The sequence below is a fragment of the Arthrobacter sp. efr-133-R2A-120 genome, assembly GCF_030209835.1.
Classification (GTDB): Bacteria; Actinomycetota; Actinomycetes; order Actinomycetales; family Micrococcaceae; genus Arthrobacter.
Map to the genome: position 1 here is coordinate 113,391 of NZ_JARVRF010000009.1, position 20,763 is coordinate 134,153.

General features: G+C 64.0%; 22 protein-coding genes and 1 riboswitch. Of the genes, 15 read left to right on the forward strand and 7 right to left on the reverse strand.

Features of this window, described 5'->3' with window-relative positions; genetic code table 11:
* Positions 1–6: 6 nt before the first annotated feature.
* Positions 7–729 carry a class I SAM-dependent methyltransferase gene (locus QRN52_RS06285; RefSeq protein ID WP_284751898.1) on the reverse strand — a complete coding sequence of 241 codons (723 nt, stop codon included), beginning with the start codon at positions 727–729 and terminating at the stop codon, positions 7–9.
* A 100-nt stretch (positions 730–829) separates the two neighbouring features.
* On the reverse strand, positions 830–1,690 hold the full coding sequence (gene purU, locus QRN52_RS06290; protein WP_284751899.1) for a formyltetrahydrofolate deformylase: 861 nt from the start codon (positions 1,688–1,690) through the stop codon (positions 830–832).
* 35 nt (positions 1,691–1,725) lie between these two features.
* A riboswitch (ZMP/ZTP riboswitch) is annotated at positions 1,726–1,811 on the forward strand.
* Between the two features lie 105 nt (positions 1,812–1,916).
* On the opposite strand from purU, the gene glyA reads away from it, so the two are divergent.
* The 13 genes from glyA to QRN52_RS06355 all read left to right on the forward strand — a co-directional run bounded on the left by glyA (position 1,917) and on the right by QRN52_RS06355 (position 13,569).
* On the forward strand, positions 1,917–3,215 hold the full coding sequence (glyA, locus tag QRN52_RS06295) for a serine hydroxymethyltransferase (RefSeq protein ID WP_284751900.1): 1,299 nt from the start codon (positions 1,917–1,919) through the stop codon (positions 3,213–3,215).
* An 8-nt stretch (positions 3,216–3,223) separates the two neighbouring features.
* Positions 3,224–4,135 carry a bifunctional methylenetetrahydrofolate dehydrogenase/methenyltetrahydrofolate cyclohydrolase gene (locus tag QRN52_RS06300; protein WP_284751901.1) on the forward strand — a complete coding sequence of 304 codons (912 nt, stop codon included), beginning with the start codon at positions 3,224–3,226 and terminating at the stop codon, positions 4,133–4,135.
* 102 nt (positions 4,136–4,237) lie between these two features.
* On the forward strand, positions 4,238–5,362 hold the full coding sequence (locus QRN52_RS06305; protein ID WP_284751902.1) for a sensor histidine kinase: 1,125 nt from the start codon (positions 4,238–4,240) through the stop codon (positions 5,360–5,362).
* Complete coding sequence (locus QRN52_RS06310; protein ID WP_284751903.1) at positions 5,359–6,024, forward strand: response regulator transcription factor; 666 nt, start codon at positions 5,359–5,361, stop codon at positions 6,022–6,024. Before QRN52_RS06305 ends, QRN52_RS06310 begins: the two co-directional genes overlap by 4 nt.
* A 133-nt stretch (positions 6,025–6,157) precedes the next feature.
* Positions 6,158–6,454, forward strand: a complete 297-nt coding sequence (locus tag QRN52_RS06315; RefSeq protein ID WP_284751904.1) for an SHOCT domain-containing protein — start codon at positions 6,158–6,160, stop codon at positions 6,452–6,454.
* Between the two features lie 229 nt (positions 6,455–6,683).
* A complete protein-coding gene (locus QRN52_RS06320) occupies positions 6,684–7,613 on the forward strand; it encodes an ABC transporter ATP-binding protein (RefSeq protein ID WP_284751920.1) in 930 nt (309 codons plus the stop codon).
* Complete coding sequence (locus QRN52_RS06325; RefSeq protein WP_284751905.1) at positions 7,606–8,427, forward strand: ABC transporter permease; 822 nt, start codon at positions 7,606–7,608, stop codon at positions 8,425–8,427. The genes QRN52_RS06320 and QRN52_RS06325 overlap by 8 nt, the downstream gene beginning before the upstream one ends.
* Entirely contained in the window at positions 8,424–9,257 is an 834-nt protein-coding gene (locus tag QRN52_RS06330; protein ID WP_284751906.1) for an ABC transporter permease, read from the forward strand. The genes QRN52_RS06325 and QRN52_RS06330 overlap by 4 nt, the downstream gene beginning before the upstream one ends.
* A 67-nt stretch (positions 9,258–9,324) precedes the next feature.
* Positions 9,325–9,894: a hypothetical protein gene (locus QRN52_RS06335; RefSeq protein ID WP_284751907.1), complete on the forward strand. Its 570-nt coding sequence runs from the start codon at positions 9,325–9,327 to the stop codon at positions 9,892–9,894.
* A gap of 10 nt (positions 9,895–9,904) precedes the next feature.
* Complete coding sequence (locus tag QRN52_RS06340; RefSeq protein WP_284751908.1) at positions 9,905–10,738, forward strand: exodeoxyribonuclease III; 834 nt, start codon at positions 9,905–9,907, stop codon at positions 10,736–10,738.
* 18 nt (positions 10,739–10,756) lie between these two features.
* Positions 10,757–11,848, forward strand: a complete 1,092-nt coding sequence (gene trpS / locus QRN52_RS06345) for a tryptophan--tRNA ligase (protein ID WP_241709461.1) — start codon at positions 10,757–10,759, stop codon at positions 11,846–11,848.
* 4 nt (positions 11,849–11,852) lie between these two features.
* Positions 11,853–12,545 carry a 2'-5' RNA ligase family protein gene (locus tag QRN52_RS06350; protein ID WP_284751909.1) on the forward strand — a complete coding sequence of 231 codons (693 nt, stop codon included), beginning with the start codon at positions 11,853–11,855 and terminating at the stop codon, positions 12,543–12,545.
* A 133-nt stretch (positions 12,546–12,678) separates the two neighbouring features.
* The gene (locus QRN52_RS06355; protein WP_284751910.1) at positions 12,679–13,569 is read left to right on the forward strand and encodes a YihY/virulence factor BrkB family protein; all 891 of its coding nucleotides are present in this window, start codon (positions 12,679–12,681) and stop codon (positions 13,567–13,569) included.
* A gap of 36 nt (positions 13,570–13,605) precedes the next feature.
* Here QRN52_RS06355 and QRN52_RS06360 read toward each other — a convergent pair whose 3' ends face one another.
* From QRN52_RS06360 to sdhC, 5 genes are all read right to left on the reverse strand, one after another.
* Positions 13,606–14,370, reverse strand: a complete 765-nt coding sequence (locus QRN52_RS06360; protein WP_284751911.1) for an alpha/beta hydrolase — start codon at positions 14,368–14,370, stop codon at positions 13,606–13,608.
* A 138-nt stretch (positions 14,371–14,508) separates the two neighbouring features.
* Positions 14,509–15,291, reverse strand: a complete 783-nt coding sequence (locus tag QRN52_RS06365; protein WP_284751912.1) for a succinate dehydrogenase iron-sulfur subunit — start codon at positions 15,289–15,291, stop codon at positions 14,509–14,511.
* Positions 15,291–17,090, reverse strand: coding sequence for a succinate dehydrogenase flavoprotein subunit (gene sdhA / locus QRN52_RS06370; RefSeq protein ID WP_284751913.1), 1,800 nt, complete (start codon positions 17,088–17,090; stop codon positions 15,291–15,293). Before sdhA ends, QRN52_RS06365 begins: the two co-directional genes overlap by 1 nt.
* A 91-nt stretch (positions 17,091–17,181) precedes the next feature.
* Positions 17,182–17,661, reverse strand: coding sequence for a succinate dehydrogenase hydrophobic membrane anchor subunit (locus QRN52_RS06375; RefSeq protein ID WP_284751914.1), 480 nt, complete (start codon positions 17,659–17,661; stop codon positions 17,182–17,184).
* Positions 17,662–17,664: 3 nt separating this feature from the next.
* Positions 17,665–18,045, reverse strand: a complete 381-nt coding sequence (sdhC, locus tag QRN52_RS06380) for a succinate dehydrogenase, cytochrome b556 subunit (protein WP_078105987.1) — start codon at positions 18,043–18,045, stop codon at positions 17,665–17,667.
* 238 nt (positions 18,046–18,283) lie between these two features.
* Here sdhC and QRN52_RS06385 point away from each other — a divergent pair, with 238 nt between their 5' ends.
* The gene (locus tag QRN52_RS06385; RefSeq protein WP_284751915.1) at positions 18,284–19,417 is read left to right on the forward strand and encodes a mannose-1-phosphate guanylyltransferase; all 1,134 of its coding nucleotides are present in this window, start codon (positions 18,284–18,286) and stop codon (positions 19,415–19,417) included.
* An 87-nt stretch (positions 19,418–19,504) separates the two neighbouring features.
* Positions 19,505–20,704 (forward strand): amidohydrolase, encoded by a 1,200-nt coding sequence (locus QRN52_RS06390; RefSeq protein ID WP_284751916.1) that lies wholly within the window; start codon positions 19,505–19,507, stop codon positions 20,702–20,704.
* Positions 20,705–20,763: the final 59 nt, after the last annotated feature.

Below are 20,763 nucleotides of genomic sequence, written 5' to 3' on the forward strand. Positions count from 1 at the left end.
GCCTCCCTAACCTCGCTTCGCTCGGCCAGGGAACCCTGGCGGCGTGGGCCCAAGCGAAGGTGTCCGGAGGACCAGGAACTGGTAGTGCTGAGTCCAATTCCCCGCACCCGGCCCGGACTCGGCTCCCGTGCCCTCGGGCCAGGTCTCGAAGTGCTCCACTGTGCCGTGCGCACCGAAGATGCGGCGCACGACGTCGTCGCTCCGGCGGCTGAAAAAACGCCTCGGCTCGTCTTCGTCCTCGGGGTTGAGGACTTCTTCATCGTTACCGGACCAGAGCCCGACGGCGATTGGCGCGCCAGGCGCGGCGACCCGCACGAGTTCGCGGACGACGTCGTGGATTCCATCGTTGGGGACGTGCAGGAGGGTGCTCATGGTCCACACAGCCGGGAACGTGGCGTCGGCGAACGGCAGGGACCGGCCGCTGGCCACGCTCGCGTCCAGGCCCTTGGCTCGGGCGACGTGGATGCTCTCCTCGGAAAGATCGACGCCCGTGTAGTGCAGTCCTGCCCGCACGAACTCCAAGCCTTCGACGCCGGTGCCGCAGCCCAGTTCGAACAGCGAGTGCCTGTGTTCGTCCTTGAGAAGACGAATGAACCAGTCGCGGCATTCCGTCCGATGCGGGGTCATGGCCCGGGTGTTCTGGATGCCGGCCTGCCGGTCGTAGTAAACCGCCAGGTTCGCCTCGTGATTCTCGGCCTCGTCGCTGAAGGCCCTCGGGGTCCCGTCCATGGACCCAGCGTAGAACACCCAACTAGCTAGCAGTAGATGCCGTTATGAGGCGTCAAAACGACATTAAATGCGAGCTAGTTGGGTGGGGGAGCCCGCAGCGTTAGTTGAACACCACCGTGCGGGTGCCGTCGAGCAGAACGCGGTGTTCGGCGTGCCACTGCACAGCTTGGGCGAGCGTGCGGCCTTCGACGTCGCGGCCCATCTGCACGAATTGCTCGGCGGTGCGGGCGTGGTCCACCCGGATGACTTCCTGCTCGATGATCGGGCCCTCGTCGAGGTCCGCCGTGACGTAGTGGGCAGTGGCCCCGATGATCTTCACGCCCCGGGCATGCGCCTGGTGGTAGGGCTTGGCGCCCTTGAAGGAGGGCAGGAAGGAGTGATGGATGTTGATGGCCTTGCCGTTGAGCTCGGTGCAGAGCTCGTTGGAGAGTACCTGCATGTAGCGCGCCAGGACGGTCAGCTCGATGCCGTGCTCATGGATGAGGGCGAGCAGCTTCGCCTCGGCCTGGGGCTTGGTGTCCGGAGTGACCGGGATGTGGTGGAAGGGGATCCCGTAGAACTCCGCCAGGCCTTCGAGGTCCCGGTGGTTGGATACGATGGCGGGCACCTCGATGGGGAGGGTTCCGGAGCGTTGCTGGAAGAGCAGATCGTTGAGGCAGTGCGCGTCCTTTGAACCCAGGATCAGGGTGCGGACCTTCTGGCCCACCGGGTTGATTTGCCACTTCATGCCGAATTCTTCGGCCACCGGGGCCAGCGCCGAACTCAGTTCAGCCTGGGTCGAGGACGTTGTGGCTTCCACCCGCATGAAGAAGTTTCCCGTGCTGGGGCTGCCGTATTGCTGGGAATCGGCGATGTTGCAGCCAGCCTCCAACAAAGCGCCAGCAACGGCGTGCACAATTCCGGGCCGGTCCGGGCAGGACAGGGTTACAACAAAAGACGTAGGCAGGGTGGAATCAGTCACACGTAAAGCCTACCGTTGCGCACCTGTTGTACTGTTTAAGTCGTCGCGACTGGCGTTGGGTGGTGTACCACCAGGGAGCGGCATTGTTGAAGACCACGGATCGTACGCCTGGGCCGAGGGTCACGTTTTACTGTCGCTGTGCCACGCCCCGTAATCAAAGGCATGGAAAAAACCCAGCCGGTAGCCTGACCTGTAGAAATACCCGTTGCCTATCCAGGAGATCTTCGTGACCACCTCCACCATCACCTCCGCGACCATCAGCAACCAGCCGCTTTCCGAGCTCGACCCCGAGATCGCCGCGGTTCTGGAACAGGAACTCGGCCGCCAGCGCGGCACCCTGGAAATGATCGCTTCCGAGAACTTTGCGCCCCGCGCCGTCATGGAGGCCCAGGGCTCCGTCCTGACCAACAAGTACGCCGAAGGCTACCCGGGCCGCCGCTACTACGGCGGCTGCGAATACGTCGACATTGCCGAGCAGCTGGCCATCGACCGGGTGAAGGAGCTCTTCGGCGCTGAGTACGCCAACGTGCAGCCGCACTCGGGTGCACAGGCCAATGCCGCAGCCCTGTCCGCCATGATCACTCCCGGTGACAAGATCCTCGGCCTTTCCCTGGCCCACGGCGGTCACTTGACCCACGGCATGAAGCTCAACTTCTCCGGAAAGCTCTACAACGTAGCTGCCTACCAGGTTGAAGAAGACACCTTCCGCGTGGACATGGACAAGCTCCGCGAACAGGCCATTGCCGAGAAGCCGCAGGTCATCATCGCCGGCTGGTCCGCTTACCCGCGCCACCTCGACTTTGCAGCCTTCCGTTCCATCGCCGACGAGGTTGGCGCGCTTCTCTGGACGGACATGGCCCACTTTGCCGGCCTCGTCGCAGCAGGCCTGCACCCGAGCCCGGTGCCGCACTCCGACGTCGTGACCTCCACGGTGCACAAGACGCTGGCCGGACCCCGTTCCGGCGTGATCCTCGCCAAGCAGGAATGGGCTAAGAAGCTCAACTCCAACGTATTCCCGGGCCAGCAGGGCGGCCCGCTCATGCACGTGATCGCCGCCAAGGCTGTTGCGTTCAAGATCGCAGCCGGCGAGGAATTCAAGGAACGCCAGGAGCGCGTCCTCGAAGGCGCCAAGATCATCGCAGATCGCCTCAACCAGGCCGACGTCGCTGAAGCCGGTGTTTCCGTGCTCACCGGCGGCACCGACGTCCACCTGGTCCTCGTGGACCTGCGCAACTCGCAGCTGGACGGCCAGCAGGCCGAAGACCTCCTGCACTCCGTGGGCATCACCGTCAACCGCAACGCCGTTCCGTTCGACCCCCGCCCGCCGATGGTCACCTCCGGCCTGCGCATCGGTACGCCGGCCCTGGCTACCCGCGGCTTCGGTGCCACCGAATTCACCGAGGTTGCCGAGATCATCGCTTCGGCGCTGAAGGCCGGGTCCGCTGCCGACGTTGAAGCCTTGCAGGCCCGCGTCGACAAGCTCGCCGCCGATTTCCCGCTGTACCCGCAGCACGAGCAGTGGTGACCCCGTCCATGGCGCAGACCGCGAAGATCCTTGACGGCAAGGCCGCCGCCGCCGCCATCAAATCTGAGCTGACTGAGCGAGTCGCTGCCCTGAAGGCCCGCGGCGTAACTCCGGGCATTGCCACTGTGCTCGTAGGTGCGGACCCCGCCTCGCAGCTTTACGTGTCCATGAAGCACAAGCAGTCTGTGGAGATCGGGATGAACTCGATCCAGCGTGAGCTTCCGGCGGATGCCACCCAGGCGCAGGTTGAGGCCCTCATCGACGAACTCAATGCGGACCCCGCCTGCCACGGTTACATCGTGCAACTGCCGCTGCCCAAGCACCTGGACACCGATGCCATCCTCGAGCGGATCGACCCCGCCAAGGATGCCGATGGCCTGCACCCGACCAACCTGGGCCGGCTGGTGCTCAACGTCAACGGAGAGATCACTTCGCCGCTGCCGTGCACACCCCGCGGCGTCATCGAGCTCCTGGAGCGCAACGGCTACAGCCTCGCCGGCAAACACGTTGTGGTGGTCGGCCGCGGCGTCACGATCGGCCGCTCGATCGGCCTGCTGCTCACCCGGCGGGCCGTGAACGCCACCGTGACGCTGACGCACACCGGCACCAAGAACCTCTCGGAGCTGCTGCGGCAGGCGGACGTGATTGTAGGCGCGGCGGGTGCCAAGCACATCGTCAAGCCTGCGGACGTGAAGCCGGGCGCTGCCGTGCTCGACGTCGGTGTCACCCGTGAAACCGACCCCGAGACGGGCAAGAGCAAGGTCCACGGCGACATCGATCCCGCCGTTGCCGGTGTAGCCGGCTGGATTTCGCCGAACCCCGGCGGCGTGGGTCCCATGACCGTGGCGCTGCTCATGACCAACGTGGTCGAAGCCGCGGAACGCCAAGTGGCAGCGGGAAGCGTCTCCGGCGTCGCCTGATTTTGCTCCCCACCGCGATGTAGGGCGCCTACTCCCTCGGGAGTAGGCGCCCTACACCGTTAACCCGACGACGCCGGCGCCCTCCGCGACTAGGCTCGGAGCATGCAGCGGCGTTTCCAGGGTCCTCCCACGAGTTTCATCGTGATCGCAGTGGCCCTGATCCAAGTCTTGGGGACCGTCTTTTCGGCGAGCCACCAGGTGGCCCTGCGTCCCTTGGACCCGCTCGCCTTCATCCTGTTGTTGGCGGGCCCCGCGGCCTTGGCTTTCCGGATCCGCCGGCCCGCCGTCATGCTGCCGATCACCCTCGCGGCCACGTCCATCTATTTGCTCCTCGGTTACGCCTGGGGCCCGATTGTGCTGTCCCTGGCTCTCTCGATCATCCTGACCGCAGCCGCGGGACTGCGCTGGCAGGCCTGGCTCGGGGCTGGGATTTCCGCCGTCGTGCTGATGGCCGTCCTCGCCGGAGATGAGACGGGGCTTGTCCGGGCCTCTGCCGGTGTTGCCTGGGCTGCGATCCTTGTCCTGATCGGTGAAGGCTTCCGACGGCGGGGCGAACGGATGGCCGAATACCGGCGACGGCGGGAGGCCGCGAAACAGGCCGAACGGGACGAATACCGCCTCACGCTCGCCCGCGATATCCACGATGTTGTGGCGCACTCGCTGTCGATGATCAACGTCCAGGCCTCGGTGGCGCTCCACCTAGGCACGAACGATCCTGAGAAGCTCCGCCCGGCGCTGGAGGCCATCAAAGCCGCGAGCAAGGAGTCGTTGGCCGAAGTCCGTCAGCTCCTCGGTGTACTGCGCGACGACGCCCCGCTGAGTCCCGCGGCGCCGCCAAGTCTGGTGCGGATCCCGGAACTCGTGGACGACGCGCGGCGAGGCGGCTTGGAGGTGCGGTTCGAAAATTCCGTGGGCCCTGAACTAATTGGTAGAACACAGCAGGAAGCCGCCTACCGGATCGTCCAGGAAGGTCTGAGCAACGTCCGCCGGCACTCCGGCGCGGCGTCCGCCGTCGTACTTCTGGAATTGGCGGGGAACGCGCTGCGGGTGAGTATCGACGACGACGGCGGAGGCCTCCGGGGAGCGCCCGCCGGGAACGGGCTGAGGGGCATGCGGGAGCGCGTCGAGGCCCTCGGCGGCACCCTTGGGCTGACGGCGCTGGAACCCGGACTGCGCGTGGAAGCGAACCTCCCGCTGAACCCCCGCGAGGGAGGACTCCAACCATGATCCGCTTGCTGCTCGCGGACGACCAGAACCTCATCAGGGCGGGCTTCCGGGCCCTCTTGGACGCCGAACCGGACATGGAAGTGGTGGCGGAAGCCGGTACTGGGCGGGATGCCGTCAGGCTGGCCGAGCGTGAGGCTCCCGACGTCGTCCTCATGGACATACGTATGCCGGATGGCGACGGACTGGCCGCGACCCGGGAAATCCTGGCCAACCCGCGCCTCGCGCACACCCGAATCATCATCCTCACCACGTTCGAGCTGGACGAATACATCGCCGAAGCCGTGCGCGCGGGTGCCGCCGGTTTCCTCGTCAAGGACACCGAACCGGAGGAACTGATCCGCGCCGTGCGGGTAGTGCACGACGGCGACGCCCTCCTTTCGCCGTCCGTGACACGCCGCATCATGGCCCAGCTCGCCCTGCACAGCAAGGCTGCGTCGAAGATAGTGCCCTTGGAGCAAATCACCGAGCGAGAACGGGAAGTCCTGGCGCTTGTAGGCGAAGGACTGAACAACGCAGAGATCGCCGAGCGGCTGTTCATCACCCCGCTGACAGCGAAGACGCACGTTTCACGGATCATGACCAAACTTCTGGTCCGGGATCGTGCGCAACTGGTGGTGTTGGCCTACGAATCCGGCTTGGTGCGGCCGGGCTGGAGCAGCTAGCCCTGGCCTGCAGTCTCCCGGGGGAGTAGGCGGCGAACCGTAAGTGACTCCCGGTGGCCGACGTCTTTCGATGGGCCAAAAACCAGACTGGAACCAGAGCCGAGATACGGCCTGTTGAGAGTTTGGACTGGACATGTTGACATCATTGAGCACCGCCATCGCCGCGGCCGCCCAGCTGCCCGCCGACGGCGTTCACGGACCCGGGGACGGATTCGCCTTCTGGCCGTTTTTCCTCCTGATCCCGTTGTTTTGGATCCTCGTGATCGGATTCTTCATCTTTTTCGGCCGCCGGATGTGGCGCCGGAACCACTACTGGGCAGCAACACAGGGCGCTGAAAGCGTGCTGAGGGAGCGCTACGCACGGGGCGAAATCGACGAGACCGAGTACCGCCAACGCTTGGAAGTGCTGCGGGCACATCCCACGAAATGACGAACCGGCGGATCCTGCTGGATCACTCGTCTGGATAAACCATCAGGCCTTGGAATCACGCGGTTCCAGGGCCTGAGGTTTGGAGTGATCCAGCAGAATGTCCCGCTGTGGTTCCGGGGTTACTCCAGAAAATTGCGGAATACCTCTTTCACGTATTCCTTGGCTCTACTAGTCTGCTGGGGTGCACAATGAAGCCACCCGCTCTTTCTCCACGTCAGCCAGCTTCCAGATGAACCCACCCGCAGTCATCACAGCCGAAAACCTCACCAAGAGCTACGGCGAGCTTGTCGCCGTCGACGGTATCTCCTTCGAGGTGCCGGCGGGGGAGTCCTTCGGCCTGCTTGGCCCCAACGGCGCCGGCAAATCGACCACCATGAAAATGATCGGCGGAGTCTCCCAGCGCACGTCCGGGAAGCTGAGCATCATGGGCCTGGACCCGGAAACGCACGGGCCGGAAGTCCGCGCGCACCTCGGAGTTGTGCCACAGCAGGACAACCTCGACGAGGAACTGAAGGTCCGCGAAAACCTGATTGTCTACGGCCGCTACTTCGGCCTGCCCTTGAGCTACTTGCGCCCCAAGGCCGATGAGCTGCTCGAGTTCGCCCAGCTGACGGACAAGGCCAAGTCCAGGGTTGATGCCCTCTCCGGCGGCATGAAACGGCGTCTCACGATTGCGCGCTCGCTGATCAACGAGCCCAAGATCCTGCTCCTGGACGAGCCCACCACGGGGCTGGACCCGCAGGCCCGCCACATCCTCTGGGACCGGCTGTTCAGGCTCAAGGAGCAAGGCGTCACCCTGATCCTCACCACGCACTACATGGACGAGGCCGAACAGCTTTGCGACCGGCTGATTGTGGTGGACAAGGGCCGGATCATGGCCGAAGGCTCGCCGGCCAGCCTGATCCGCGAATATTCCACGCGGGAGGTCCTGGAACTCCGCTTCGGTTCGGAACGCAACGCCACCATCGGCGTCGAACTCGCGGGCGTCGGCGAACGCGTCGAGACGCTTCCGGACCGGGTGCTCATCTATGCGGACGACGGCGAATCGGCGCTGGAGCAGGTCTCCGCACGCCGGCTCCGTCCCTTGACCTCGCTGGTGCGGCGTTCTTCGCTGGAGGACGTCTTCCTCCGGCTCACCGGACGGAGCCTCGTTGATTAGCGCACACTCGCCTGCCGTTTCAGCCAGCCGGGCGAAGCGCTGGGGATCTTTCTTCTACGCCGAGCAGGTCCTGCGTGTGATGCGTGGCTACGGCTGGTCCGTGTTCCTGTACAGCGTGGGGCAGCCGGTGGCGTATCTGTTCGCGATGGGCATCGGGTTGGCGAGCCTGGTGGATGCGAACAGCGCGGCAGTGTTTGGCGGAGTGAACTATTTGACCTTCATCGCGCCGGCGCTGCTGGTTTCATCCGCGGTCATGACAGCGTCGGGGGACTTTTCCTACCCGATCATGGACGGCTTCAAATGGCGCCGCGTGTTCTATGGCCCGCACGCCTCCCCGCTGGTGCCGCAGCAGATCGCTGCGGGCCACATCATGGCAAGTGCCTTGAAGTTCCTCGTGCAATCGCTGGTCTACTTCGCCATCGTGGCCATGTTCGGTGCCTCGCCGAGTCCGTGGGGCTGGGTGTCGGCGATTGTAGCCACGGTGGCCGGGCTCTCCTTCGGGCTGCCGCTCATGGCCTACGCCTCGACCATCACCAAAGACTCCGGCCAGTTCGCGTTGGTGCAGCGATTCATCGTGGTACCCCTGTTCCTGTTTTCGGGCACGTTCTTCCCACTGGATTCGCTGCCGCTCGCAGTGCGCTGGATCGGTTGGATCTCCCCGGTGTGGCACGGAACGCAACTGGGCCGCGTCTTCACCTATGGACTCGAGGAGAATCCCTTGTTGACCCTGACCCACGTCCTGTTCCTCGTGGGCGCCGCCGCTGCAGGTTGGACGCTCACGCGGCGCCAGTTCGCCAGGAGGATGGGGGCATGAGCGTTCTTACCGGTGGCCACAGCGCCACCGACGCCGCCCGTGAACGCACCTTCGGCCCGCTGTACTCCCGCAACGCGCTTTCTGTGGTGTCGCGGGGCCTCATGGCAGCGAAAAGCAGCACGTGGTTGATCCTGGTTTCCGGGTTCTTCGAGCCGGTGCTGTACCTGATTTCGATGGGCGTGGGACTCGGCCCGATTGTGGGTACCGTGGCGGGACCGGGCGGCCAGGAAATCAGTTATGCGGCCTACATCGCGCCCGCGCTCCTGGCCGTGTCCGCCATGAACGGCGCCGTCTATGACTCCACGTGGAACGTCTTCTTCAAGATGAACTTCGCCAAGCTGTACCAGGGAATGCTCTACACCTCCCTCGGACCATTGGACGTAGCAATCGGGGAGGTTTTCCTGGCCCTGCTGCGCGGACTCCTGTACGCCACGGGGTTCACAGCCGTCATGGCCGTCATGGGACTCATCACCACGCCATGGGCGGTCCTGGTCATCCCCGCCTCAGTGCTGATCGCTTTTGGTTTCGCGAGTTTCGGCATGGGCATCACCAGCTTCATGAAGACTTTCCAACAGATGGACTGGATCAACTTCTTCATGCTGCCCATGTTTCTTTTCAGCGCTACCTTCTACCCGTTGAGCGTCTATCCGCAATACATCCAGTGGCTCATCCAAGCGATGCCGCTCTGGCATGGCGTGGAACTCCTGCGGCAGATCAGCATTGGTTCCTTCAGCCCGGCCACGGCAGTCCATATCGCCTACTACCTCGTGATGATCGCCCTCGGCATCACGCTCACTACCGGAAGGTTGCGCAAGCTCTTCCTGAAATAGCGGCACGGGCTGTTCGCCGGGGGTGGAAGCGGGCAGTTCGCCGTGCGGAGTTTGCGACAATGGGTGCATGCGATCCCTCGGCGACTCCCCGTCATCTGTTCCCTCGTCCGCTTCCGCCAGGAGCCCTTTCAAAGGCTTCCGCATCGGTGGACTGGGCATGACGGTGGTGCTCATCGCTTTCCTGGTGGCCGTGATCTTCGCCGCCAACCATAACGACGTCGTCGGTTGGATCGTTGCCGTTGTCTCCTTCGGCTGGCTCGCGCTCGCCGCTTTCGTGGTCTTCAGCATCCAGAAGGCCGCCAAGCGGGCCGGTGAAAAACTCACCGAAGCGCAGAACGCCTTCAACGCGGCAACCGGCCGGGCGCCGTCGTCGTCGAGCGCCGACCACGGTGGCACCCGGGTGGTCTCGGAACGGAGCGAAGCTGACGAAATGCGGGACCTCAAACTGGACCACTCTTTCAAGATTGTCCAGGTGCAAGTACGCGTGGTGGAGGACGAGCGCGCCAAGGGCGACGCCGCCGACCAGGACACCATCAACCGCGCCTTGGAAACCATCGCCATCACATCAAGCAATGCCCGGGACATGATCAAGTCCTCCGGCGGCGACGAGCCCGTCTCGGGCACCATCATCGACTAGAGTAGGCGGGGTGAGCTCGGCATTGAAGAAGGACTTCCTTCGCATCGCAACGGTCAACGTCAACGGCATTCGTGCCGCCTACAAGAAGGGCATGGCGGAGTGGCTGGAACCGCGCGACGTCGACATCCTGTGTCTGCAGGAAGTCCGCGCGCCCGATGAGGTGGTCCACCAGCTCATCGGCGAAGGCTGGCACATCCTCCACGCCGAAGCCGAGGCAAAGGGCCGCGCCGGCGTCGCGATTGCCTCCCGGCAGGAACCCGTGGCCACCCGCGTGGGTATCGGCGACGACTATTTCGCCACCACTGGTCGCTGGGTCGAGGCGGACTACGTTGTTCGGGACGGCGGCGGCAAGGACACTACCCTGACGGTCGTCAGCGCCTATGTGCACTCGGGCGAAGCGGACACACCCAAGCAGGTGGACAAGTACCGCTTCCTGGACGTCATGACCACAAGGCTTCCTGAACTTGCCAAGCACAGCGAGCACGCCCTGGTGGTCGGCGACCTCAACGTGGGCCACACCGAGCTCGACATCAAGAATTGGAAGGGCAACACCAAGCGTGCCGGGTTCCTTCCTGAGGAGCGCGCGTACTTCGACCGCTTCTTCGGCGACGAGATCGGATGGAGGGATGTCCACAGGGGCCTGGCAGGAAATGTCGATGGCCCCTACACCTGGTGGTCCCAGCGCGGTAAGGCCTTTGACACTGACACAGGCTGGCGCATCGACTACCACATGGCCACTCCTGGACTCGCGGCAGCCGCACTTTCGGCCGTCGTTGACCGGGCGCCGTCGTGGGACACCCGTTTTTCCGACCACGCACCGCTGGTAGTCGACTACCAGCTCTAGGCTTTCGAAAGTTTCCTCATGACCAGTTCCACCACGACTGAACCCGCTGCAGCCGCAGCCAAGGCAACATCCACCAAACTGGCCGCCGGGGCCAAGCACCGTGTGCTCTCCGGCATGCAGCCCTCCGCTGACTCCCTCCACCTGGGCAACTACCTTGGTGCCCTGGTCAACTGGGTCCGCATGCAGGACGAGTACGACGCCATCTTCTTCATCCCGGACCTGCATGCCATTACGGTGCCGCAGGATCCCGCTGAGCTGGCCCGCCGCACGCGCGTCACCGCTGCGCAATACATCGCAGGCGGCGTAGACGTCAACAAGTGCACGCTGTTCGTCCAGTCCCAGGTTCCTGAACACGCCCAGCTGGCGTGGGTCCTCGGCTGCATCACGGGCTTCGGCGAGGCCTCGCGCATGATCCAGTTCAAGGACAAGTCCCTGCAACACGGTTCGGACCACGCGAGCGTCGGGCTCTTCACGTACCCGATCCTGCAGGCAGCCGACATTCTGCTGTATCAGCCACACGGGGTGCCCGTAGGTGAAGACCAGCGGCAGCACATTGAACTCAGCCGCGACCTCGCCCAGCGTTTCAACAGCCGCTACGGCGAGACGTTCCAGGTACCGCAGGCCTTCATTCAGAAGGAAACGGCCAAGATCTACGATCTCCAGAACCCCACGGCAAAGATGTCCAAGTCCGCGGAGTCGCCGGCCGGCCTGATCAACCTGCTCGATGACCCGAAGATCACGGCCAAACGCATCAAGTCGGCAGTCACGGACACCGAGACGGAAATCCGCTTCGACCGCGAAGCCAAGCCCGGGGTGTCCAACCTGCTGAGCATCTACTCGTCCATCAGCGGCCAGCCGGTGGAGAAGATCGTCGCGGACTACGAAGGCAAGATGTACGGCCACCTGAAGGTCGATCTCGCTGAACTCGTTGCAGCCCACCTCGGTCCAATCCGGGACCGCGCCAACGAGTTGCTGGCCGATCCGGCCGAACTCGACCGGCTCCTCGCCCACGGGGCGGACAAAGCCCGCGAGATCGCCTCGGCCACGCTCGCCGACGTCTACGCCAAGGTGGGCTTCCTGCCTTACGGCGGAGCACAAGGAATCCGCTAAAGCCATGTGCGCAGCTGGCAAGCTCAGCGTCCAGGCCGGCTCCCTTTCAAGGGGAGCCGGCCAGGCCACTGATGCCCGCCTGGACACGGCTGGACGCCAGCCTGCCAGTGCGTGCGGGGAGAGCCTGTGCGTGGGGGTCATCCTGGGGTTCCCCCAGGATGTCGCCCGGGAACTGCAGCAATGGCGTGCTTCCTTCGGTGATCCCATGGCGGAAGTGATCCCGGCCCACATCACCCTCGTGACCACCACGCCTGCCCAGGACTGGGAAGCCACTCGCGAGCATGTTCGCGACGTCGCACGTCGCCAGGCACCATTCAAGATCACGATTTCCGGCACGGGCTCCTTCCGTCCGGTATCCCCGGTGGTGTTCCTGAAGGTAGAAGACGGTTTCGAGGAGTGCGTGGGCCTGCACGAACAACTGCAGACCGGCCCGCTGGAACGCGATCTTCCTTTCCCCTACCACCCGCACGTGACAGTTGCCCACGACGTCGCCCCCGAAAGCCTGGACGAGGCCGAAACGGTGCTCAAGAACTACACCGCCACCTTCCCTGTGGTTAGCATGGGACTCTACGAGCACGACGACAACGGCATCTGGCAGCTACGGGAAGAGCTCGACTTTGGCGGCGACGCAGACCAATCACGGGAAAGCACAGCACAACGATCGGCAACAGGCGGAGAGGCCCCCGCTACCGACTGAAGGAGCGCAGCTAAGGCTGCAGCTCATTCACCGGCAAGTCGAATGGGGTAAAGCCCGGCGCTCGGGCAATAGAGGCGCCACAATACCGGCCTTCATCAACCTGGCCCTCGCCCGGCTCAGCAACTTCCGGCCCATGCGCGCGTTTAACCTCTACAACCTGCGCCATGGTCCGTTGTTGAGCGCCGGCATAGGCTTCACGATGTTCTTCTCCATAACAGGCTTGCTGGCAACGGGATTCGCCGTGACCGGCCTGGTCCTCAACGGACAGCCCCAACTGGTTGATTCAATTGTCTCGAGCGTCGCCACGGCGGCCCCTGGACTCCTGAAAACGAACGGAGGCAACGGCCTGGTAGATCCGCATGATCTCCTGAATCCCACAGGCCTTGGCTGGACGGCTGCCATAGCCGCCGTCGTCACGGTGTTTACCGCGCTCGGCTGGATCGCCGGGATTCGGGAGGGACTTCGCGGGGTTATCGGACTGGACCCCGTCCAAGAGAACCCGCTCCTGATGAAGGCCCGCGACGCCGGTACCCTCCTGCTGCTCGGCGCGGCCCTGGTGGTCAGCGCCGGTGTTTCGCTCGTATTCGGGACAGCCGCCGGATGGATCATCGAACGGCTCGGCTTGGCTGACGCGGTGGCCGGCCCCGTTACCTGGCTCGTCCGTACGGCTGTTCCACTGGTCCTCAACTGGGCGACGGCGGTGATCATGTTCCGCTTCGCGGGCCGCCTGAAGCTTCGCCGCCGAGCGTTCCTGGAAGGAACGGTGCTCGCCGGAGTCGGGACCACCATCCTCCAGATCTTCAGCACCGAGCTGCTGGCGAATGCCGGACGGAATCCCATTCTGGCCTCATTCGCCATCATCATCGGGCTTCTCATTTGGTTCAACCTGGTCAGCCAGGTCTATTTGGTATCCGGCGCGTGGGCGGCCATCAGGGAAGCGGACACGGGCGCACAAGGGCACCCCAAACCTGCCCTCGGATCACGACACCCTTCGCCGCGCACGTTCCACGCAAAAGACTCCTGAGGCGCAGCGAGAGCCCCAAGGGCGAGGTTCCTCGTGCTAGTCGCCGAGGTACTGGTCTGCCCACGCAGAGATGATTTTCGCCACCCGAGCGGCCTGTCCCTTGCCGGTCAGGAGATGGTCGCTGCCTTCGAGGGATACGAAGCTACGTGGGTGCCGCGCCGTCTGGAAAATGGTGCTGGCGTTGTCGATCCCTACCGTGTTGTCGGTGGGGGAGTGAAGAACCATGAGCGGCTTGTGCAGCGTCCGGATGCAATCGCTGAGGTCCGCGTTCTGGAGGTCCTCCACGAAGTGGCGGCGGATCTCGACGCGCTTGCCGCCCAGGTCCACCTCGGCGCTTCCTTCGCTGAGGATCTTGTCCATCGCCGAATCGAAGACGTGCTCCACGTGCTTGGGCGAGAACGGCGCGCCGACCGTCGCCACTGCGCGGAGATCCGGGATATCGCGTGCCGCCGAGAGGACCGCAGCACCGCCGAAGGAATGTCCCACGAGCAGGGAGATCGTCTTGCCTTCGGACCGCATGAATTCGGCGGCTCGTACGGTGTCGGCCACCTTGTGCGTGAATGATCCCTGCGACCATTCTCCGCCCGAGCCGCCCAGCCCGAGATTGTCGAAGCGGAGCATGCCTACGCCGGCCGCTGCCAGGCCCTTGCAGATGCGCGCAGCGGCAGGACTGTCCTTCCCCAGGGTGAAACCGTGGGAGAACACACCCCAGCCGCGCACCGGGCCGTCAGGCAGGTCCAGCAACCCCGAAAGCATGTCCCCGGTGGTGCCCTCGAAGGTGACTTTAACGGACGTTGTCATGTGTTGCCTTCCACTTTAAACGACGACGGCGCCGAATCCCCCAACACTCCCTACCCTCGCAAGCTCGGGCAGGGAACCTTGCGTTGGTGGGCCCTGTTAAGGGGCGGCGCCGTCGTCGTCGTACTTTAACTTCGGAAACTAGATCTTGCGTGCCAGGATGGCCTGCTTGACTTCGGCGATGGCCTGGGTCACCTGGATGCCGCGCGGGCAAGCCTCCGAGCAGTTGAAGGTGGTGCGGCAGCGCCACACGCCTTCTTTGTCGTTGAGGATCTCCAAGCGCATGTCGCCGGCATCGTCGCGGGAATCGAAGATGAAGCGGTGCGCGTTGACGATGGCTGCGGGGCCGAAGTACTGGCCGTCCGTCCAGAACACGGGGCAGGACGACGTGCAGGCGGCACACAGGATGCACTTGGTGGTGTCGTCGAAGCGCTCACGGTCCTCAACCGACTGCAGGCGCTCCTTGGTGGGCTCGTGGCCCTTGTTGATCAGGAACGGCATGACCTCGCGGAAGGACTGGAAGAACGGCTCCATGTCCACGATTAGGTCCTTCTCCACAGGAAGGCCCTTGATCGGCTCAACAGTGATGGGCTTGGACGTGTCCAGGTCCTTCAGCAAGGTCTTGCAGGCGAGGCGGTTGCGGCCGTTGATGCGCATGGCATCGGAGCCGCAAATGCCGTGGGCACAGGAGCGGCGGAAGGAAAGCGAACCGTCGATCTCCCACTTGACCTTGTGCAGGGCGTCCAGCACGCGGTCGGTGCCGTACATGGTCAGCTGGTGGTCCTGCCATACGGGCTCTTCCGAGACCTCAGGGTTGTAGCGGCGCACGCGCAGCGTGATGTTGAAGGTGGGGATTTCCCCGCCTCCACCGATACCTGCGGGAAGCTCGATCTTGGAGGCCGGCTCAGCCATTTCGGTCGTCATTAGTACTTACGCTCCATTGGCTCGTAACGGGTAAAGACAACGGGCTTGGTCTCGAGACGGATGCCCGCTACGGATTCGGCTGACGATTCGGTGGTGACCGAGATGTCCTTGTAAGCCATGGAGTGCTTCATGAACTTCTCGTCGTCGCGGTCCGGGAAGTCCTCGCGGTAGTGGCCGCCGCGGGACTCTTCACGGTGCAGCGCACCGACCGTCATGACCTTCGCCATGTCGAGGAGGAAGCCGAGTTCAACGGCCTCCAGCAGATCCAGGTTGAAGCGCTTGCCCTTGTCCTGGACAACCACGTTCTTGTAGCGCTCCTCGAACCCGGCGATGTCGCTGAGGACCTGGTCCAGGGATTCCTTGGTGCGGAACACCTGCATGTTGGTGTCCATGGTTTCCTGCAGTTCCTTGCGGATCTGCGCCACACGCTCGGTCCCGTTGCCGTCCAGCAGCCCGGACAGCATAGTGCGGGTGTGTGCCTCGGGATCTTCCGGGAGTTCGACGAAGTCCGCAGTCTTGGAGTATTCCGCAGCAGCCACGCCGGCGCGCTTTCCGAAGACGTTGATGTCGAGGAGCGAGTTGGTGCCGAGGCGGTTGGAGCCGTGCACCGAAACGCAGGCGACCTCGCCGGCGGCGTACAGGCCGGGAACGATCGTGTCGTTGTCCTGCAGCACCTCCGTGGTGATGTTCGTGGGGATGCCGCCCATGGCGTAGTGCGCCGTCGGGAACACCGGAACCGGTTCCGTGAACGGTTCCACACCCAAGTAGGTGCGGGCGAACTCGGTGATGTCCGGCAGCTTGGCCTCGATGTGCGCGGGCTCGAGGTGGGTCAGGTCCAGGAGGACGTAGTCCTTGTTCGGACCACAACCACGGCCCTCACGGACTTCGTTGGCCATGGCGCGGGCCACGATGTCACGGGGCGCGAGGTCCTTGATGGTGGGGGCGTAGCGCTCCATGAAGCGTTCACCCTCCGAGTTACGGAGGATAGCGCCCTCGCCGCGTGCACCTTCGGTGAGGAGGATGCCCAGGCCTGCAAGGCCGGTCGGGTGGAACTGGAAGAACTCCATGTCTTCCAGCGGGATACCGCGGCGGAATGCGATGCCCATGCCGTCACCGGTCAGGGTGTGGGCGTTGGAGGTGGTCTTGAAGACCTTGCCCGCGCCGCCGGAGGCGAAGACCACGGACTTGGCCTGGAAGACGTGCAGTTCGCCGGAAGCGAGGTCGTAGGACACCACGCCGGCAACGCGCTTCTGCTTGTACGGCGTGCCGTCCTCGCGCACTGCGTCTTCTTCGACGAGCAGCAGGTCCAGGACGTAGTACTCGTTGTAGAACTCAACGTTGTGCTTGACGCAGTTTTGGTACAGCGTCTGCAGGATCATGTGGCCCGTGCGGTCTGCTGCGTAGCAGGCGCGGCGGACCGGAGCCTTGCCGTGGTCACGGGTGTGGCCACCGAAACGGCGCTGGTCAATGCGGCCTTCGGGCGTGCGGTTGAACGGCAAGCCCATCTTTTCCAGGTCCAGCACGGCGTCGATGGCTTCCTTCGCCATGACCTCGGCCGCGTCCTGGTCAACCAGGTAGTCGCCACCCTTGATGGTGTCGAACGTGTGCCACTCCCAGTTGTCCTCTTCGACGTTGGCCAGGGCTGCGCACATGCCGCCCTGGGCTGCGCCAGTGTGGGAACGGGTGGGGTAGAGCTTGGTCAGTACTGCGGTGCGTGCGCGCTGGCCGGATTCGATCGCGGCGCGCATGCCGGCGCCGCCGGCACCGACAATAACGACGTCGTACTTATGGACCTGCATACCAGATGCTCTTTCTCTCTAAGTCAGATGGTCGGCGGAGCCTGCTCCGCGAATTGTGCACAGCCGGCAAGCCGGTGGTGCAGCGGAGCCGCTACGGCGCCGGGCAGAACCCGCCCGGCAGCTGAACGCCGTTGGCGACAGGGCACGGGTTGAAAGTGAAAATCACCAGTGTGCCCAGAACGACGATGACGACTGTAGCCGCGTAAAGGACCACCTTGAGCCAGAAGCGGGTGGCGTCCTTCTCGGCGTAGTCGTTGATGATGGTGCGGACACCGTTGGTGCCGTGCAGCATGGCGAGCCACAGCATGGCAAGGTCCCAGAACTGCCAGAACGGGTCGGCCCACTTGCCGGCCACGAAGCCGAAGTCGATGCCGTGGATGCCTTCGCCCACCATGAGGTTCACGAAGAGGTGGCCGAAGATCAGAACCACAAGCACGACGCCGGAGAGCCGCATGAACAGCCATGCGAACATCTCGAAGTTCCCCTTGGAACCGGTGCCGCGACGGTACTGCGGAGCAATCTTCCCGCTACTGTTTCTTCCACTGCGTGGGGTCTGAATATCAGTACTCATGGCTTAGTGGCCTCCCAGTGCGAGGGACAGGTGGCGGATGGCGAAGGCCCCGAAAACGACCAGCCACAAGACCAGAACGGTCCACAACATCTGGCGCTGGTATTTTGCGCCCTTCTTCCAGAAGTCAATGGCGATCACGCGCAGACCATTGAAGGCGTGGAAAACGATCGCTGCGACGAGGCCCGTCTCGCCCAGGGCCATGAGGGGGTTCTTGTAGGCGCCGATAACGGCCGTGTAGGCCTCCGGGGACACACGCACCAATGAGGTGTCCAGCACATGGACCAACAAGAAGAAAAAGATCACAACACCGGTAATGCGGTGTCCAACCCAGGACCACATGCCTTCACGGCCGCGGTACAAGGTGCCAGCTGGTTTTGTCGGCACTGAATAAACCTTCCTGCAACACAGCGGCGCTGGCACGGGATCCATGCGGGGGAAACGCCAGCTGCGAGAGCACTCGTAGCTCAGCCTAAATCTAGGCTTCGCTCACAGCTTATTCAATTTAGGCGCCCCTTCTTGTAACGAGAGTGCGGGTGTTCGCCTGAATTCCGGCCTTTTCGCCACAAGGGTGAGACGAAGACCACAAAGCGGGACTTGCGCGCATGTTCGATATGGTGTTGCGGTGAGTATAGAAAACGCTGCAAGCCTCGAATCGCCATTGCGCCACTTCCACGCGGTTATTCCGGCCGGCGGAGTGGGCACGCGCCTGTGGCCGCTTTCGCGTGCTGCTGCGCCCAAATTCCTGCACGACCTCACGGGTTCGGGAAGCACCCTCCTGCGGGCAACGTACGACCGCCTCGAGCCGCTGGCGGGCAACCGCGTGCTGGTGGTTACGGGTGTGGCGCACCGCACCGCAGTCTGCCGCCAGCTTCCCGAAGTGGGCGACGACGAGCTGGTCCTCGAAAGCGAACCCAAGGACTCAGGCGCGGCGATCGGCCTCGCCGCCGCCATCCTGCACCGCCGCGACCCTGACACCATCATGGGTTCCTTCGCCGCGGACCATGTCATAAGCCCGGACAACCTCTTCCAGGAAACGGTCCGCGAGGCCATCCACACTGCGGCTGCCGGAAAAATCGTCACTATCGGCATCAAGCCCACGCATCCCTCAACCGGGTTCGGTTACATCCGCACCGGCGACCTGCTCAATATCGAGGACGCGCCGAACGCGCATGCCGTGGTCGAATTCGTCGAGAAGCCGAGTGAAGACATCGCCAAGAAGTACCTTGAGACCGGCGACTACGTCTGGAATGCCGGTATGTTCGTCGCCCCGGTTGCGCTCATGCTCAAGCACCTGGAGGCAAACCAGCCGGTCTTGTTTGCCGGGCTGCAGGAAATCGCCGACGCCTGGGACACTCCGGAACGCGATGAAGTGACCGCCCGGGTGTGGCCCACGCTGCCGAAGATTGCCATCGACTATGCCGTGGCGGAACCCGCCGCAGCGGCGGGGGATGTCGCCGTCGTACCCGGTACTTTCCGCTGGGACGACGTCGGAGACTTCGCCGCGATCGGTCGCCTCAACAACGCCGGCGACGTCGACGAGGTGACCGTCCTCGGTGAAGGCGCCCGCGTGTTCACTGAGAACGCCAGCGGCGTGGTGGTCTCCGACACCAAGCGCGTGATTGCGCTTATCGGAATCAAGGACGTCGTGATCGTCGATACGCCGGACGCGCTGCTTGTCACCACGAAGGAGCACGCCCAGCGGGTCAAGGGTGCGGTGGACGCGCTCAAGGCCAGCGGGGACACCGACGTTCTCTAGCTCCCGTGCCGCGCTGTCCGGTGGCGCCGTTCGTAACCAAGGGACCCCTTTCGCTATTCGGAGGGCGCGGATGGCTAGAGTTGTGAGGTGCGCAATTTCACTACCGAAACCGAGCCGACCCCTGTGGTGAAGCCGTGGCTTGACGATCTCTTGCCGGAACTCATTGAATTCCGGAGGGACCTGCATGCGCACCCCGAACTTTCCTTCAAGGAATTTCGCACCACGGACAAGTTGGTTGAACGGCTCGAGGCGGCCGGCCTTGAACCCCGTCGGCTGGAAGGATCGGGGCTGACGGTCGACGTCGGCGAGGGGCCCATCGCCACCGCCCTGCGCGGAGACATCGACGCCCTCCCCATCATCGAGGAGACGGGCCTTGCGTTCGCGTCGAAGAACCACGGTGTCACCCACGCGTGCGGGCATGACGTCCACACCACCAGCATGCTCGGCATTGCCTTGGTACTGCATGCCATGCACCAGGAATCCCCCTTGGGCGGCACGGTGCGCATCATCTTCCAGCCAGCGGAGGAAACCATGCCGGGCGGTGCGCTGTCCTGCATCGAGCAGGGTGTGCTCCAGGGTGTCCCGCGGATTCTTGCGCTGCACTGTGATCCGCGGATCAACGTCGGCAAGATCGGCACCCGCATCGGCGCCATCACCTCGGCGTCGGACACCATCAAAATCGAATTGACCGGACGTGGCGGCCACACTTCCCGTCCGCATTTGACCGAGGACCTGGTCTTCGCGCTGGCCCAGATCGCCGTCAACGTGCCGGCCGTCCTGTCCCGTCGCGTGGATGTGCGCAGCGGGGTCTCGGTGGTGTGGGGCCAGATTGCGGCAGGTTCCGCGCCCAACGCCATCCCCGCCAATGGCTACATGGCCGGCACTATGCGTTGCCTGGACCGGGACGCGTGGCATAGCGCAGGGGAGTTGCTCGACGACGTGGTCCAGCAAGTTGCCGCGCCGTACGGGGTGGACGTGCACCTCGAGCACACCCGCGGCGTCCCTCCCGTGGTCAACTCGGAACACGAGACTGCCCTCATCGAGGCCGCGGCCCGCGCGGAACTCGGCGAGCACGCCGTCGTCCTGACGCCCCAGTCCATGGGCGGCGAGGACTTCGCCTGGTTCCTGGCCGACCTGCCGGGTGCCATGATGCGGCTCGGAACCCACACCCCCGGCGGCGAGGAATACGATCTCCATCGCGGTGACTTCATCGTGGACGAGCGTGCCCTCGGCTTCGCAATCCAAGTCCTGGCCGCCGCCGCATTGCGAACCATCCGGGATCTCTAAGACCCGGACGCTCGCTCACTAACGTGGGTCGATCGGTGGACGCTCGCTCACTAACGTGG

Bases quoted from the DNA above. Each gene is read 5' to 3' on its own strand.
- QRN52_RS06285 (WP_284751898.1), bottom strand. From the start codon at position 729: ATGGACGGGACCCCGAGGGCCTTCAGCGACGAGGCCGAGAATCACGAG.
- QRN52_RS06300 (WP_284751901.1), top strand. From the start codon at position 3,224: ATGGCGCAGACCGCGAAGATCCTTGACGGCAAGGCCGCCGCCGCCGCC.
- QRN52_RS06305 (WP_284751902.1), top strand. From the start codon at position 4,238: ATGCAGCGGCGTTTCCAGGGTCCTCCCACGAGTTTCATCGTGATCGCA.
- QRN52_RS06310 (WP_284751903.1), top strand. From the start codon at position 5,359: ATGATCCGCTTGCTGCTCGCGGACGACCAGAACCTCATCAGGGCGGGC.
- QRN52_RS06315 (WP_284751904.1), top strand. From the start codon at position 6,158: ATGTTGACATCATTGAGCACCGCCATCGCCGCGGCCGCCCAGCTGCCC.
- QRN52_RS06320 (WP_284751920.1), top strand. From the start codon at position 6,684: ATGAACCCACCCGCAGTCATCACAGCCGAAAACCTCACCAAGAGCTAC.
- QRN52_RS06330 (WP_284751906.1), top strand. From the start codon at position 8,424: ATGAGCGTTCTTACCGGTGGCCACAGCGCCACCGACGCCGCCCGTGAA.
- QRN52_RS06335 (WP_284751907.1), top strand. From the start codon at position 9,325: ATGCGATCCCTCGGCGACTCCCCGTCATCTGTTCCCTCGTCCGCTTCC.
- trpS (WP_241709461.1), top strand. From the start codon at position 10,757: ATGACCAGTTCCACCACGACTGAACCCGCTGCAGCCGCAGCCAAGGCA.
- QRN52_RS06350 (WP_284751909.1), top strand. From the start codon at position 11,853: ATGTGCGCAGCTGGCAAGCTCAGCGTCCAGGCCGGCTCCCTTTCAAGG.
- QRN52_RS06355 (WP_284751910.1), top strand. From the start codon at position 12,679: ATGCGCGCGTTTAACCTCTACAACCTGCGCCATGGTCCGTTGTTGAGC.
- QRN52_RS06360 (WP_284751911.1), bottom strand. From the start codon at position 14,370: ATGACAACGTCCGTTAAAGTCACCTTCGAGGGCACCACCGGGGACATG.
- QRN52_RS06365 (WP_284751912.1), bottom strand. From the start codon at position 15,291: ATGACGACCGAAATGGCTGAGCCGGCCTCCAAGATCGAGCTTCCCGCA.
- sdhA (WP_284751913.1), bottom strand. From the start codon at position 17,090: ATGCAGGTCCATAAGTACGACGTCGTTATTGTCGGTGCCGGCGGCGCC.
- QRN52_RS06375 (WP_284751914.1), bottom strand. From the start codon at position 17,661: ATGAGTACTGATATTCAGACCCCACGCAGTGGAAGAAACAGTAGCGGG.